We start from the raw sequence: 14,320 nt of genomic DNA, 5'->3' as shown, positions 1-14,320 counted from the left end.
CTTCTCCAATGGACGTGACTATTGTCGATTGCGGGATCGGCAACATCAAGTCGGTCCAGCGCATGTTCCAGGCAGCCGACGGCAGCGCGGACATCGTCAGCGACCCCGCGGCGCTGCACGACTGCAAGCGCGTGGTTATCCCCGGCGTCGGCGCCTTCGACGCGGGGATGGCGAAGCTCAACCAGGGCTGGATCGAGCCGCTCAACCGGCTCGCGCTGGAGCGCAAGATCCCTATTCTCGGCATCTGCCTGGGCATGCAACTCCTGTGCCGCCGCAGTGAAGAGGGCGTGACGCCGGGACTGGGCTGGATCGAGGCCGATGTAATCAAGATCGACACCGGCGGGCATCGCGAGCTGAAGATCCCGCACATGGGCTGGTCGGTGGTGACTGCCGCCAGGCCAAACCCGTTAATCTCCTCGGACGAAGGCGAGCAGCGTTTCTATCACGTCCACAAATACCGCGCCGTCTGCGATAGTGCCGAAAACGTGCTCGCCACCGCCGACTATGGCACGACCTTCACTACCGCCGTCCACCGCGACAACATCTACGGGGTCCAGTTCCACCCCGAGAAGAGCCATCGTTTCGGGCTGGCGCTGATGCGGCGTTTCCTGGCGATGCCATGCTGACTCATCGCGTCATTCCCTGCTTGCTGCTCAGCGAAAGCCGGGGCGGCCTCGTAAAGACGATGAAGTTCGGCAAGCCGAAATATGTCGGCGACCCGATCAACGCCGTGAAAATCTTCAACGAGAAGGAAGTCGACGAGCTGATGATACTCGACATCGACGCTACGCGGGAGAACCGCGGGCCCGATTTCGATCTCATCGAACAGCTTGCGAGCGAATGCTTCATGCCGCTCTGCTATGGCGGCGGCATCCGCACCGCCGAGGAGGCGCTGAAGCTGTTCAGCCTCGGCGTCGAGAAGGTCTCGCTGCAGAGCGCCGTCGCGCGCAACCCGGGAATCGTGCGCGAAATCGCCGATCATGCCGGGGAACAGGCGGTGGTGGTCTCGATCGACGTAAAGCGCGGCTGGCTGGGCAAGCTGCAGGCGTTCAGCGCCACCGGGGTAAAGCCGGGTCAGAGCGACTGGCGCCAGGCCGTGCGCGACGCCGTCGCCAATGGTGCTGGCGAGATCCTGCTCAATGCCGTGGATCGCGACGGGACGCTTGCCGGGCCCGACCTGGAGCTGATCCGCGAGGCGAGCCAGATCGCGGACGTGCCGCTGGTGGCGGTCGGCGGCATTTCGTCACTGGCCGATATCAAGGCTGCCACCGACGCCGGCGCCAGTGCGGTTGCCGCGGGCGCATATTTCGTATTTCAGGGCCCGCACCGCGCCGTGCTCATCACCTATCCCCAATATGACCAACTACGCGCGCTTTGGAGTGATGCCGAGTGATACCCAACGTCCAGACCTGCTCGCGGTGCATCATGGACACCACCGCGCCGGACATCGTTTTCGATGAGCAGGGCATCTGCAACTATTGCTCGGATTTCCTGCGCAAGAAGGAAAAGCACCTTCCCTTCGACGAGAATGAGCGGCTGCGGCGGCTCAACGGCCTCGTCGCAATGGTCAAGGAAGCGGGCAAGGGCAAGAAATACGACTGCATCGTCGGGCTTTCGGGCGGCGTCGATTCGAGCTGGTCGCTGGTTCAGGCAGTGCGTCTCGGGCTGCGACCGCTGGCAGTCCACATGGACAGCGGATGGAATTCGGAGCTGGCGCAGAACAACATCGCCAATCTCGTGCGCGGCCTCAACGTCGATCTCTACACCCATGTCATCGACTGGCCCGAGATCCGCGGGCTGATGGAGGCTTTCTTCGCCTCCGACGTGATCGATGTCGAAGTGCTCTACGACAATGCGATGCTCGCGGTGAACTATCAGCAGGCGGCTAGGCACGGCCTGAAATATATCCTCGCCGGCACCAACATCGCCACCGAGGGTGTCGACATCCCCTCGACGTGGAATTGGCACAAGGCGGACAAGCGCAACATCATCGGCATCTCCAAGCGATTCGGCGGGCCCCGGCTGAAGTCGTTCCCGTCGCTAAGCACGCTGGACATGGTCCGCTACATCGGCGTGAATCGGATCAAATGGGTCTCGTTCCTCGACTATCTCGATTACCGCAAGAGCGATGCGCTGGAGGTTCTGCAGCGCGACTTTGGCTACAAGCCCTATGCCCATAAACACTATGAGTCGGTGTTCACGCGCTTCTACCAGGGCTATCTGCAGCCCTATAAGTTCGGCGTCGACAAGCGGAAACCGCACCTCTCCAGCCTGATCATGACCGGCGAAATGACGCGCGACGAGGCGCTCGAGCGCGCTGCCGGCATCGCCTATCCAAGCGAGAAGGATATGGAGGCGGATCGCCTCTACTTCATCAAGAAGATGGGCTGGTCCGAGGAGAAGTTCGCGGACTATATCGCGCGCCCGGAAAGACCCCATACCGACTATCCGTCAGAGGCGGCGTTCTTCCAGAAGCTGCTGGCGCTGTATCGCCGCATGAACCTCAAGGTCGGCCGTCTGGTCTGGAAATGATCGGGCCGGTCAGCCGGGAGCGCCGGCGGCCTAACGAGCTATAGCGCGACGACTTTGGGATGCGCGCCGCGGCGCGCCGCCCAGACGAGCCACAGCGTGAAGCCGACATATTCAACGAACAATAGCCCCGCGGTCAGCGTCAGGAAGGGGTATAGATCCAGATCGGCGAGCCGCGCGATGACGAATGCAGCGCCCAGCGCCGCGCAATTGGCGACATTGTGGATCAGCAGCCAATGCGCCTTGCGCAGCACGAAGACCGAAGTTGCGATCGACAGGCACAGGCTGCGCGCCGCCAGCATCGGCGCAAGGATGACGAGGATGTCCGCCGCTGGCTCCCACGACTTTCCGAGATAGATCGAGATGAATGGGCGGGCGAGCAGCCAGACGCCGACCACCACGCCGATCGAAAGCAGCCCGGAGGTCAGCAGATTGAACTTCATCTCGGGCCAGAAATGCCCGCGCTCCTCCTGCGCCCGCGCAGCTTTCTGGAAGAAAACCTGGCTCAGCGCGTCATTGAACAACTGGAGCGGCAGAATCGCGATGCGGTTGCCCAGCGAATAAAGGCCGACCACGTTCGCGCCGAACAGCCCGAGCAGCAGGAAGGTGAGCAGGTTGAGCGACACTGCCGCGATGAAGGTGCTGGGAATGTCGATCGCGACCTGGCGCTGATAGCGGCGGAACATCGCGCGCATCTGCGCCACGCGCGGCCGCTTGGGGGGCACATGCCGCCAGATCGCCCATGCGAGCAGCAGCGCCTGCGCCGCGAAGCCCAAGGTGAATCCGATGATGAGCGACAGGGGATGCCGCCAGACCAGTGCCAGACCGATCTGGATGGCGACGGTGCTGCCGGTACGCAGGAGCATCGACGCCGAATTGCTCCGATAGCCGTCGTGCCGCATGAGATAGAGCGCAGCGGCGGCGCAGAAGCCGGTGAGGAACACGCACAAGCCGAGCAGTGCCGGGATCACCGGCTGGACTTGGGCACCGGTCACGACCCAGTAGAGCGCGGAGCCGACTGCTGACAGCGCGCCCATTGCTGCGGCGATGGCGATGCATAGCCATAGGATAGCGAACCGCCCGGCTCTCGGCGCAGTCGGCACCGCCAGGTCGAAGCGGCCGCATGCGATCGCGCCCGGAATCGCCGAGACCGCGACGAACATCGCGAAGACACCGAAATCCGCGGGCGTGTAGAGCCGCGCCAGAAAGGGATAGCTCGCGAGGTTGACGAGCTGCGCCGCGGCCGTTCCGGAGAACAGCACCATGAAGTGGCGTAGATACTGGCGCCGGTCCATCAGCGCGCCTTGCGCTGTTGCTGACGGTGGCCGCCGAGCGGCTGGTTAGGCGGCAACACCCGTCGGCTCCGCCTTGCCGAGGAAGGCATCGACATCGGCGAGCGCAGTCTTGAGCGTGCCCCAGAAATCGGCTTCGAACTCGATGCCCAGGTCTTCGCGGATCGCAGCGTTCGAAACATCGAACTCCATGATGTCGCCGATCAGCGGCTCGCCATGTTCGACTTCAAGCTTGCCGGCCGGATCGAGGATCTCGAGCATGCCCTTGGCGAGTTCGTTGATCGTCACGCGGATACCCGAAGCGGCGTTATAGGCCCGGCCCGTCGCCTGCGGATCGGTCGCGGCGCGCAGATTGGCTTCAACGAGATCCTTCACCCAGGTGAACGACCGAACCTGCTCGCCATGACCGAACACGATCGGGTTCTCACCCTGCGTGATGCGGCGCAGGAAGATCGAGACCACCCCGCCGAACTCGTTCGATTCCTGGCGCGGGCCATAGACGTGGAAATAGCGCAGGATCGTCGTGTCGAGCCCGTAGAGCTTATGGAAGACGTCGACGTAACGCTCACCGGCGAGCTTGGAGACGCCGTAATAGGACACCGGCTCGAACGGATGCGCCTCGGTCGTCGGGAAAATCTGCGGCTCGCCATAGACCGATCCGGTCGATGCCTGGACGAACTTACGGACACCATGCTTCATCGACATCTTGAGCAGGTTGAGCGCGCCGCCCGCATTGACCTCCAGATCGCGGTGCGGGTTGATCAGGCAGATATTCTTCTTCGACGCCGCATTGTGGAAGACCGTATCGACACCCTCGAACGCCGCATCCATCGCCGGACCGTCGTCGCAAATGTCGAGCTCTACGAAGCGGAAGTTGGGGCGGTTCGACTTGCCTTCGAGATGCGCAACATTGCCGCGCTTGCCCGCGGAAAGATCGTCGAGGCAGATCACTTCGGCACCGACGTCGAGCAGCGCTTCGCACAGATGCGACCCGATGAACCCGGCCCCGCCCGTGACGATGACCTTGCGGCCTGCCAGCTGCGACACGACGCTTTCCACCACCACGATCCCCCAAAATTGTCTGGATACGGGCCCGGCGGGCCCAAGTGAGGCGGCTGTAGCGGCACGCGTGGCGAACGGTCAATGCAATAAGGATCGTTGCCCTGCCTCTGGCGCAACCCTAAGGGGCGGCACTGCAAAACGGGGTGGCAGCGCATGGAAGGCTCGCAAGAACAACCGCAAGCTGGGGTATCGGCGGGATATGACAGCGCTGGTCCACGGCCTGCGATGCTCGTGCTCGACGCATCCTATACGCTGGAGATGATCCGCGAGCGCGGTCTCAAGGATTCGGTAACATGCCGCGATCTGGACGGGTTCTTCCGCCATGTCTGGAGCGTTCATCCCTTCGCGACGCTGCTCACTTCGGAAAAATGGACGCCGAAGTTCGGCAAGCCGGTGTGGCACGAGCTTGCGCCGCGGCACACCTTCATCGAGGGCAAAGTCGGGCGGCTCGCTGCGTTGGCCCGCTTCTTCCCGATAAATTTCGTACTGAGCCAGCTCGGGCTGTTCTTCACGCTGCTTCGCCTGATCCGGCGCGAGAAGATCCGCGTCATCCGGGTCGGCGATCCGCTCTATCTCGGACTGTTCGGCCTCGCTCTCGCGCGGCTGAGCGGCATCCCCATGCTGATCCGCGTCAACGGCAACAACGACAAGGTCCGTGAAAGCACCGGCCAGCCGCTCTATCCCAAACTGTTCGGCACGGCGGCGCGCGAGAAGAAGGTCGAGCATTTCGTTTTCCCGCGCGCGGACTTGGTTGCCGCGCCGAACCAGGACAATGTCGACTTCTCGATCGCTAACGGCGCGCGGCCCGATCGCGTGACGATCTTCCGCTATGGCAATTTGCTGGCCGAAGCGCATCTCCAGCCGCCAGAGGCGCGCGGCTGCGATGCGGCGCTCTTCGCCGCGCTGGGCGTGACGCTGGGCGCGTATCTGCTGTGCGTCGGCCGGCTCCAGGCAGTGAAATTCCCCGACGATGCAGTTCGGGTTCTCGCCGAGCTGGTGCGGCGCGGACACGACCTCAAGCTGGTGATGGCCGGCGATGGGCCGATGCGCGACGAGCTTGCCGAACTGGCGGTTGCGGAAGGCGTCGGCGATCGCGTCGTCTTCGCCGGAAACCAGAACCAGCATGCCTTGTCCCAGCTCAATCCGCACGCGGCGGCGGTCATTTCGCCCCTCACCGGCCGTGCGCTATCCGAATCCGCACTGGGTGCGGCACCGATCGTCGCTTATGATCTGGATTGGCAGGCCGATCTCATCCAGACGGGCGAGACCGGTGAGCTGGTGCCCTTCCGCGATTGCACCAGGCTCGCCGATGGCGCCGAGCGCCTGATCCGTGACCGGCACTATGCGGAGGCGATGGGCAAGGCGGCCCGGGCCCGCGCACTTGAGATCCTGGATCCCGAGGCGCTCAACCAGCACGAGCGCGACGAATATGCCAAGCTGATGGGCCCACGCAGCCGGATCAGGTGAATGCCACCGCGTGCATGCTGAAATTGCACCGGGCCGCCTGGATGATGACCGACGGATCGCCGGACACTCCCAGCCAGACCTCGAAATAATCCCCCGGCACTGCCGAGATCGGCCCGGCCGTATAGCACAGCCCTTGCGACAGGGTGCCGTTCGATACGTTGGACGACAATACCTTGTTGCCGTTCTTGACGATGCTCATCTGCACCGACGCAGTCGTCACCATGTCCTGAACGAAGGTGTTGGCGTTGATCATTACTTTGCCGACGCCGTTCCGGACAGTCAGCCTTGTGGGTTTGGTCGGGTCGAAATAGCCGTCGGTGTCGTAATCAGCCGCATCCCAGGCGAAGGGCAAGCCGGCCGAGAGATCGGCGCCGGTACGGTTGGCGGTGACCACCAGATTGGCGGCGGAGAACGTTGCATTCGGCCCGTCTGGAACCTGCCGGGTGTCCGGCGTCTTGATCAGGACGCTGCCGGCAGAGACACTCGTCCAGAAGCGTTGTGCGTCGCCATGAGCCTCCAGACTCCCGCCGGACCAGCGCAGGTCGCTGTTGCCGGTGGCGACGATACCATAGGCGGCGACGCCAACCCCCTGCGCACGTCCGATCGACTTGCAATTGGTGAAGTTCATCGTCGCGCCCGACCAGTTCGAGCCGACCAAGCCGCCGTCGAACACGCACTGGACTGCGCTCCCCTCGACCAATGTCATGTCCGTGCTGGCGGCACCCCCCGCCGAGACGAAGCGGCTCGCCAGCAACTGCAGGTTGGTAGTTCGCGCGACGCCGCTCTGAACGAGCGCGGGCACGTTTCCGAGCATCTGGATAGTGCAGCCGATGATCCGGATATTGTCCATCGGGCCACTGGCATCGGCGATCAACTCGACTCCGGCAAAGGCGTTTCCGTACGCCGTACATGACAGATATGTGATGTTGCGTGACCGAGTGAGCGGATGGAAATAGGTGCCGATCAGGTCGCCATCGCCGTCACGCGCATGGCAGTTCACCAGCAGGACGCCGTCCGACGCGGTCTGTTCGAAGGCAATCTGGCAATTGTAGCTCCAGCAGTCGCGGAACGTGCCGGAAGCGTAGAAGAACCCGCCCGGATCCCCTTGGGCAAAATGCCCGTAGCCGGTGCAGTTGCGCGAGATTGTCCGCTCGACAAGGAAACTGGTGCCGCGCAACTGCAGGCCGGTGAGCCGGATGGTGCCCCCGCCCCTGACTTTCCCGCCATCGACCGCGAGATCTGAGACGACGACGGCGGTCGTCGCTGAGGCGCCATAGACGAGGCTATTGGTCGCAATGCCGCTGTCGAAACCGTCGAGCGCGACGAGCGATGTCAGGTTCCAGCCCGCGCCGCGCAGCGTCTTGCCGCTCTGCAGGACGATCGAGGACAGCAGACCGTAGGTGCCGGGCGGCAGCAGGACGACACCGTAATCGGAGTCGGCGAGTGCGGCGTTGATCGCCGGCGCAGCGTCTACCGCCGGATCGGTCGGCAGGCCGGGCGGGATGATGCCGAGGACGGCCAGTGGCGCAGTCGCGTCATCGACATAGTGTCTGGTGGCCGCATCGGCCGCGGCGGTCGGCGCGCCGAGGCCGGTGGCGCGGAAGCCGCCCAGATCGAGATCGGCGAGCATGCCGGCCTGACCATCGCGCGTCAGGCAATCGCTCAAAGCGCCCGCCACATCCAGGATGGTGGCGTTGTAGTCGAGCGCGGGTATCGGCAGCAGCGGATCGGCCGGAAACACGGGTGGGCCGGGCGGCGCATAGGTCCCTGAACCGTCGAATGGCATGCGCTGCTCCCCCTTTTGTAAGCCGCGAGACTTCCCTCGAAATGCACCAGGACCGCTGCCGGAAAATAGCGGGCAGCCCATGCCTCCGGATGGGAATATACCGGGTCTTCGCCCTGCTTCGATGGTCGAACGGCCTAGTCGATCACGGCCCGTGCCCGCGCGTACAAGTCTTCGTAAGCGTGCATCATATGGGCAGCGCTATGATGCGCAAGGACGTGCGCCTTCTGTCGCTGGCCGGTTGCCGCCCGGTCCGCACCGTCGCGGAGCAGGCGCGCCGCTTCCGCGCCAACCTGCGTCGGATCGGGGTCGGACCAGATCCAATCTCCGGGCGCGCGCCGATAGTCGGCAAGCGCCTGAACCGCGATCACCGGAACCCCCGCGGCAGCCGCCTCGAGCCCGGCAATGCCTGTGATCGGGCCGACATTCATGCTCACATAGACGTCCATCAACGCGAGCGCGAACCGCGGCTCGACCACCAGCCCCGGTAAATGCAGCCGGGCGCCAAGGCCGGCCGCGTCGCCCGCCGCGCGCACCTCTTCCAGCATCGAGCCGCTGCCGCCCATCAGGAAGTGGACATCGTCGCCGAGCAATCGCGCGGCCTCCGCGAACGCGGCGACGGTCGCCAGCGGATTGCGCTCGGGCAGGATGCGGCCGATCGTCCCGACGATCCATCGCGCCGACTCGGGCACACCGATCTGTTGACGATATGCCGCCACCGCGGCCGTATCCGGCACCGAACCGCTGATCGCGACGCCGTTGGGAATGATCGCAATCGGCAATGCTGGATTCCGTTCGGCGAAACGGGACCAATGCGAATCCTGCGCCATCAGCGCAAAACCGTCGCGCCCGCGGGCAAGCGCGGTCGTCAGCGCGAGTTGCCGCCACTTTATCGGCATGCCCACCCCGTGGAACGTCTCGACGACGACCGGCCGCGACGAACCGCTAAGCCGCCGCAGCCACCCGATGCCGGTGCCGAGGATTGCCGCGAGCGTCAGATGGCAATGCACCACGTCCTGCTCGCGAAGCCAGCGCCAGTTCCCCGCCAGCCAGACAGGCAGGCGTCCATACCGTGCCAGCTTCGAGAACGACTGGCTGATGAAGCGAATCCGCACGTCGGGCCGCAGCATCGCCTGCCCCAGCTCGGGCGCTACCGGCGCACCGAGCACCACCGTCACGTCATGGCCGGCCGCTGCTGCCTCGTTCGCCAGATCGATCAGCACACGCTCGGCGCCGCCCTTGGTGAGCGCGGGGATGATATGCGTGATCTTCATCGCCCCGCGCTCCGCTCAGACAAAAGTGACCGCTGCGCGCGCTGGGGTGGTCACGCAATAGTGCCCAATATGGCCTTCAGCACCTGATCGCAGACCACCATGGCGTCGACACCCTCGCGTGCGCCGGCGGCAGCGGCCACGGGATTTCCGCGGCAGGAGCCGAGAAACGCCTGGAGTTCGAGCTGGAGCGCCTCGCGCGGCTGGACCTCGATCTTTTCCTCGACCGCCATGATCCGGTACGGCTCGCCGGGACGCTGCTCGACTTCCGACTGGCGGCTCAGCGTGATCTCCTTGCGGAGCAGCTCGCAGTCGATGAACATGTCCTTGCAGGTCGCCTGGATGCTGCGCATCTTCTTGTCGGTGATGCGGCTGGCCTGGATTCGCGAGAAACGGCCATTCTCGTGGGTAAGCAACGCCGCTGCATAGTCGATCATCGGCCCCTCGGCGACACCGTGCGCTGACACCGCGATGGCAGGCCCGTTGAGATAGAGCGCCAGATCAATGTCGTGGATCATCAGATCGGTGACCACATCGACATCGGTAATGCGCGCGCTGAGCTTGTTGGTGCGCACGAAATCCACGCTGACAACTTGCTCGGAACGGTCGAGCAGACGCTTCATCTGATCGACCGCGGGATTGAAGCGCTCGATCAGCCCGACCTGGAAGTTGATCGAGCGGTCCTCGACGAACTCGCGGATCGCGAGGGACGACGACAGCGCGTCGGTGACGGGCTTCTCGACGAAGATGTTGGAAACATGTTCGGCGGCACGGCGGATATAGGCTTCATGCGTCGTCGTCGGGCTGGCGATGACGACGGCTTCGACGTCAGCGAGGGCGCGGTCGAGATCCTCGACCGCGGGCACATTGGCCGCTTCGCCGAGCCGCCGCGCATTCTCCACGTCGATGTCGTAGACGAAGCGCAGGTCCGCCCCCGCCAGAAGCGAGAGGACGCGCAGATGGTTCTGGCCCATCCGGCCCAGACCAATGATGCCGATGCGGACGGGAGTCATGGACGTTCCTCGAGACGGTTGCCGGCTTCGTCGACATAGCCGACGCACCGCGCGGGGTTGCCCATCATCAGTGCATGGGGTTCGACATCCTTGGTCACCACCGATCCGGCCGCGATCATCGCATATTCACCGATCACCGTGCCGCAGACGATCGTGGCGTTGGCGCCGATGCTGGCGCCGCGCCGAACCAGGGTCGGCGTGATCTTCCATTCCGGATTGTTGGCGCGCGGCACCTTGTCGTTGGTGAAGCTGGCGTTGGGGCCGACGAACACATCGTCCTCGATCGTCACGCCATCATAGACCGACACCGAATTCTGCACCTTGCAGCCGTCGCCGATGCTGACGGCATGATCGATATAGACATCCTTCGACAGGATGCAGTTGCGGCCGATCTTCGCCCCTTCGCGAATCTGGACGTTGATCCAGACCTTGGTGCCCTCGCCGATCTCGGCGCGGGCGTCGACGTTCGCAGTTGGGTGGATGAACACGTTGTCGGCCACGCGATCAGCCCTTCAATGCTTCGACGATCTCGTCGATCTGCGTGTCGGGGAGATACGGGTGCATCGGCAGGCTGAAGACGCGGTTGCCCAGCATCTCCGAAACCGGGAAGTCGCCTTCCGCATAGCCAAGATAGGCGAACGCCTGCTGCACGTGCAGCGCCTTGGGGTAATAGATCGCCGTCGGGATGCCCTTGGCCGACAAACGGCTCTGGAATTCGCTGCGCGCGGCATCGTCGGCGGCAATGACGGTGTATTGCGCCCAGGCGCTGACGAGATGCTCCGGCACCGCGGGAGCGACGAGATCTAGCCCGCTCGCCGCAATCGCGCGACGATAGCTTGCGGCGACGCGCTGACGCTGCTCCATCTCGTCGTCGAATATGTCGAGCTTGACCTGCAGAACGCCGGCCTGGATCGCATCCAGCCGGCCGGTGATGCCCAGGCGGACATTATCGTACTTGTCCGAACCCTGGCCATGGACTCGGATCGACTTCAGCAGATCGGCGAACGCCGGATCATTGGTGAAGATCGCGCCGCCGTCGCCATAGCAACCCAGCGGCTTGGCGGGGAAGAACGACGTGCAGCCTATCTCGGCGAGCCCACCTGCGCGGCTGTTGTTGGCGCTGGCGCCGAAGCTCTGCGCCGCATCCTCGATCACGAACAGATCGTTCGCATCGGCGATCGCGTTGATCGCCGAATAATCGGCAGGCAGGCCGAACAGGTCGACGGCGATGATCCCGCGCGGCTTGAGGCTCGCGATCTGTTCGTCCGAGAGACGCGGCAGCGGGTGGATCGAACGGTCGCCGGCGGCAAGCGCCTTGACTGCACGGTCAAGCGCACCGGTATCGATGTTGAAGGTGTCGGCTTCGATATCGACGAACACCGGCGTCGCGCCGACGGTCGCGATCGCTTCGGCGCTCGCCATGAAGGTGAAGGGCACGGTGAACACCGCGTCGCCCGGGCCGACGCCCTTCGCCATCAGCGCCATGACCAGCGCATCGGTGCCCGACGCACACGACACGCAGTGCTTCACGCCGACATAGCTTGCCAGCCGCTCTTCGAGCTTCGCCACTTCGGGGCCGAGGATGAAGGTGCCGCTGCGCATGATGCGCAGCACTGACTGCTCCACCTCATCCTGAATTCGCGAATATTGCGCCTGCAAGTCGATGAACGAAATCATGTCGGGGCTCTCATTTTCGTTGTGAGGGTCGCGCCACGGACGGGCGCGACTTGTCCGCGCGGCGCGCCGTAGCACGCACCCGCAACGAAAGAAAAGCCTCGGCGCCCGAACATTCATGGCCATCCACGCCACTGGCGTCCGCAGTCCCGCAGCGTTATCGCGATGGTGAACGACGGCCTGCGCCGTGGGTGCGTCTGGGAGTGAATGCGATGTGCGGAATTGCAGGCCTGCTTCAGCGGAGCGCCATAGCGCCCGGGATCCTGAGCAGCATGGGCAACGCCATCGCGCATCGCGGCCCGGACGATCAAGGAATCTGGCAGGACGACGATGCCGGAATCGGCCTCTCGCACCGGCGCCTGTCGATCGTGGACCTGTCGCCGGCGGGACACCAGCCGATGGAAGGCGCCGGTGGACGCTTTGTGATCGTCTACAATGGCGAGATATACAATCATCGCGAACTTCGCGCTGCGATCGACGCGAGCGCGAATGCGGGTGGCGGATCGGTCCAGTGGCGCGGAGAAAGCGACACCGAGGTGCTGCTCGAAGGCATCGCCCGCTGGGGCCTTGAGGAAACGCTGCGGCGCTCGGTGGGGATGTTCAGTCTTGCACTATGGGACCGCAAGGAGCGGATGCTGCATCTGGCGCGCGATCGGTTCGGCGAGAAGCCGCTCTATTACGGCTGGGTCGGCGGCGGCTTCGCCTTTGCGTCGGAGCTCAAGGCACTGCGCGCCATTCCAGGCTTCGACAATGCAGTCAGCCGCCACGCGCTCGGCCAACTCGCCTCGCGCGCGTTCGTACCCGCGCCGCTCAGCATCTACGAAGGCATCTTCAAGCTCTTGCCGGGTCATGTGCTGTCGCTCGGTGCCGCAAGCCTGTCGCGAGCATCGGCCACGCCGCCGATCGCCGGAACGCGCGAGGACGGGATGCTGCTCACGCCCTTCTGGTCCTATCATGACGTCGTCGATGCCGGCCTTCGCGATCCGTTCGCCAGCGAGGAGGATGCACTCGAAGCGCTGGAATCCGCGCTTGCCGACTCGATCCGCGGCCAGGCAGTCGCCGACGTGCCGGTCGGCGCGTTCCTGTCCGGCGGGATCGATTCCTCGACCGTGGTGGCACTCTACCGCAAATACACCACCGGCACGGTTCGCACCTTCTCCATCGGTTTCGAGGAGGCGGGCTTCAACGAAGCCGACCACGCGGCCATCGTCGCCGCGCATTTCGGCACCGAGCATCACGAGCATTATGTCTCGGTCGCAGCGGCGCAGGAGATCATCCCGCAACTGCCCCGGATCTATGACGAGCCCTTTGCCGACGCATCGCAGATCCCGACCCGCATCCTCAGCGGCTTCGCACGCCAATCGGTGACGGTGGCGCTGTCGGGCGACGGCGGCGACGAATTGTTCGGGGGCTATAACCGTCATGCCGCCGTTCCCCGGGCCTGGGGCATCGCGAAACGTGTGCCGCAGCCTTTGCGCAGGGTGATGGGGGGCGGCGTCGAGTTGCTGCCCGCGGCGATGTGGAACCGGCTGGCCCAATCGGTGCCCGGATGGGGCCGGCCGGAGGTTGGCGCCAAGCTGCACAAAGCCGCCCGGATGATGGCGCGCTCGAACGGCTTTGCCGACGCCTATGCCTCGTTCCTCGATCAATGGGATGGCGAACCATCGCCGATCCTCGACGCGGACGGAGCGCCCGCCCGATCCGGCATCGGCGCGGGGTGGCCGGATCCGGTGCGGGCAATGTACCTCGATGCGGTCAGCTATCTGCCCGACGACGTGATGTGCAAGGTCGATCGGGCGGCGATGGCAGTCAGCCTGGAGACACGCGCGCCCTTCCTCGATCATCGCGTCGCCGAAGTCGCCGCCCGCATCCCGATCGCAATGAACATTGCCGACGGCACGGGGAAGCGCGTGCTGCGCAATCTTCTGTTCCGTCAGGCGCCGCAGGCCCTGTTCGACCGGCCGAAGGCGGGGTTCGCAGTTCCGGTAGGCGAATGGATCAAGGGACCGTTGCGCGACTGGGCGGAATCGCTGCTCGACCCCCGGCGGCTTGCCGAACAGGGTCTGGTGGACGCGCACCGGGTGCGGGGCCGCTGGGCGCAGCATTTGAGCGGCCAGCGCAATTCGGAACAGGCGATCTGGACGATGCTGATGCTGCAGGCCTGGATCGACGCGCAGGAAACCGGGCTCGACGAGGCACCCGTATTGGGAGCCGCCGCCTGATCGGCTG

12 protein-coding genes are annotated in these 14,320 nt (G+C 64.5%); 5 read left to right on the top strand and 7 right to left on the bottom strand.

Translation table 11 applies throughout. The annotated features are described in order from the left end of the window. Positions 1–8: 8 nt before the first annotated feature. The 3 genes from hisH to BXU08_RS19260 are packed head-to-tail and all read left to right on the top strand — an operon-like array spanning position 9 to position 2,532. Positions 9–626 carry an imidazole glycerol phosphate synthase subunit HisH gene (gene hisH, locus BXU08_RS19270; RefSeq protein ID WP_077511775.1) on the top strand — a complete coding sequence of 206 codons (618 nt, stop codon included), beginning with the start codon at positions 9–11 and terminating at the stop codon, positions 624–626. Then, positions 620–1,393 carry an AglZ/HisF2 family acetamidino modification protein gene (locus BXU08_RS19265; RefSeq protein WP_077511773.1) on the top strand — a complete coding sequence of 258 codons (774 nt, stop codon included), beginning with the start codon at positions 620–622 and terminating at the stop codon, positions 1,391–1,393. Before hisH ends, BXU08_RS19265 begins: the two co-directional genes overlap by 7 nt. Continuing rightward, a complete protein-coding gene (locus BXU08_RS19260; protein WP_150125587.1) occupies positions 1,390–2,532 on the top strand; it encodes an N-acetyl sugar amidotransferase in 1,143 nt (380 codons plus the stop codon). The genes BXU08_RS19265 and BXU08_RS19260 overlap by 4 nt, the downstream gene beginning before the upstream one ends. A gap of 38 nt (positions 2,533–2,570) precedes the next feature. Here BXU08_RS19260 and BXU08_RS19255 read toward each other — a convergent pair whose 3' ends face one another. Both BXU08_RS19255 and BXU08_RS19250 read right to left on the bottom strand, forming a co-directional pair. Beyond that, positions 2,571–3,824 carry an oligosaccharide flippase family protein gene (locus BXU08_RS19255; RefSeq protein ID WP_077511769.1) on the bottom strand — a complete coding sequence of 418 codons (1,254 nt, stop codon included), beginning with the start codon at positions 3,822–3,824 and terminating at the stop codon, positions 2,571–2,573. 45 nt (positions 3,825–3,869) lie between these two features. Further along, on the bottom strand, positions 3,870–4,868 hold the full coding sequence (locus tag BXU08_RS19250) for an NAD-dependent epimerase/dehydratase family protein (protein ID WP_171982579.1): 999 nt from the start codon (positions 4,866–4,868) through the stop codon (positions 3,870–3,872). 240 nt (positions 4,869–5,108) lie between these two features. Here BXU08_RS19250 and BXU08_RS19245 point away from each other — a divergent pair, with 240 nt between their 5' ends. Then, positions 5,109–6,350, top strand: a complete 1,242-nt coding sequence (locus BXU08_RS19245; protein ID WP_171982578.1) for a glycosyltransferase — start codon at positions 5,109–5,111, stop codon at positions 6,348–6,350. Here BXU08_RS19245 and BXU08_RS19240 read toward each other — a convergent pair. From BXU08_RS19240 to BXU08_RS19220, 5 genes are all read right to left on the bottom strand, one after another. Continuing rightward, the gene (locus BXU08_RS19240; protein ID WP_077511763.1) at positions 6,343–8,136 is read right to left on the bottom strand and encodes a glycosyl hydrolase family 28-related protein; all 1,794 of its coding nucleotides are present in this window, start codon (positions 8,134–8,136) and stop codon (positions 6,343–6,345) included. The two genes, BXU08_RS19245 and BXU08_RS19240, sit on opposite strands and share 8 nt — an antisense overlap. 134 nt (positions 8,137–8,270) lie before the next feature. Continuing rightward, positions 8,271–9,407, bottom strand: a complete 1,137-nt coding sequence (locus BXU08_RS19235) for a glycosyltransferase (protein ID WP_077511761.1) — start codon at positions 9,405–9,407, stop codon at positions 8,271–8,273. A gap of 50 nt (positions 9,408–9,457) precedes the next feature. Further along, a complete protein-coding gene (locus BXU08_RS19230; RefSeq protein WP_077511759.1) occupies positions 9,458–10,417 on the bottom strand; it encodes a Gfo/Idh/MocA family protein in 960 nt (319 codons plus the stop codon). Then, the gene (locus BXU08_RS19225; protein WP_077511757.1) at positions 10,414–10,917 is read right to left on the bottom strand and encodes an acyltransferase; all 504 of its coding nucleotides are present in this window, start codon (positions 10,915–10,917) and stop codon (positions 10,414–10,416) included. Before BXU08_RS19225 ends, BXU08_RS19230 begins: the two co-directional genes overlap by 4 nt. A 4-nt stretch (positions 10,918–10,921) precedes the next feature. Further along, on the bottom strand, positions 10,922–12,094 hold the full coding sequence (locus BXU08_RS19220) for a DegT/DnrJ/EryC1/StrS aminotransferase family protein (RefSeq protein ID WP_077511755.1): 1,173 nt from the start codon (positions 12,092–12,094) through the stop codon (positions 10,922–10,924). A 209-nt stretch (positions 12,095–12,303) separates the two neighbouring features. Between BXU08_RS19220 and asnB the strand changes: the two genes are divergently transcribed. Then, positions 12,304–14,313: an asparagine synthase (glutamine-hydrolyzing) gene (gene asnB, locus BXU08_RS19215; RefSeq protein WP_077511753.1), complete on the top strand. Its 2,010-nt coding sequence runs from the start codon at positions 12,304–12,306 to the stop codon at positions 14,311–14,313. Positions 14,314–14,320: the final 7 nt, after the last annotated feature.

Source organism: Sphingomonas sp. LM7 (genome assembly GCF_002002925.1).
Taxonomy (GTDB): Bacteria; Pseudomonadota; Alphaproteobacteria; order Sphingomonadales; family Sphingomonadaceae; genus Sphingomonas.
This window is presented reverse-complemented; position numbering and strand designations above follow the sequence as displayed.

What these genes read in the sequence shown, in the direction of transcription:
- hisH (WP_077511775.1), top strand. Translation starts at nt 9, where the DNA reads ATGGACGTGACTATTGTCGATTGCGGGATCGGCAACATCAAGTCGGTC.
- BXU08_RS19265 (WP_077511773.1), top strand. Translation starts at nt 620, where the DNA reads ATGCTGACTCATCGCGTCATTCCCTGCTTGCTGCTCAGCGAAAGCCGG.
- BXU08_RS19255 (WP_077511769.1), bottom strand. Translation starts at nt 3,824, where the DNA reads ATGGACCGGCGCCAGTATCTACGCCACTTCATGGTGCTGTTCTCCGGA.
- BXU08_RS19245 (WP_171982578.1), top strand. Translation starts at nt 5,109, where the DNA reads ATGCTCGTGCTCGACGCATCCTATACGCTGGAGATGATCCGCGAGCGC.
- BXU08_RS19240 (WP_077511763.1), bottom strand. Translation starts at nt 8,136, where the DNA reads ATGCCATTCGACGGTTCAGGGACCTATGCGCCGCCCGGCCCACCCGTG.
- BXU08_RS19235 (WP_077511761.1), bottom strand. Translation starts at nt 9,407, where the DNA reads ATGAAGATCACGCATATCATCCCCGCGCTCACCAAGGGCGGCGCCGAG.
- BXU08_RS19230 (WP_077511759.1), bottom strand. Translation starts at nt 10,417, where the DNA reads ATGACTCCCGTCCGCATCGGCATCATTGGTCTGGGCCGGATGGGCCAG.
- BXU08_RS19220 (WP_077511755.1), bottom strand. Translation starts at nt 12,094, where the DNA reads ATGATTTCGTTCATCGACTTGCAGGCGCAATATTCGCGAATTCAGGAT.
- asnB (WP_077511753.1), top strand. Translation starts at nt 12,304, where the DNA reads ATGTGCGGAATTGCAGGCCTGCTTCAGCGGAGCGCCATAGCGCCCGGG.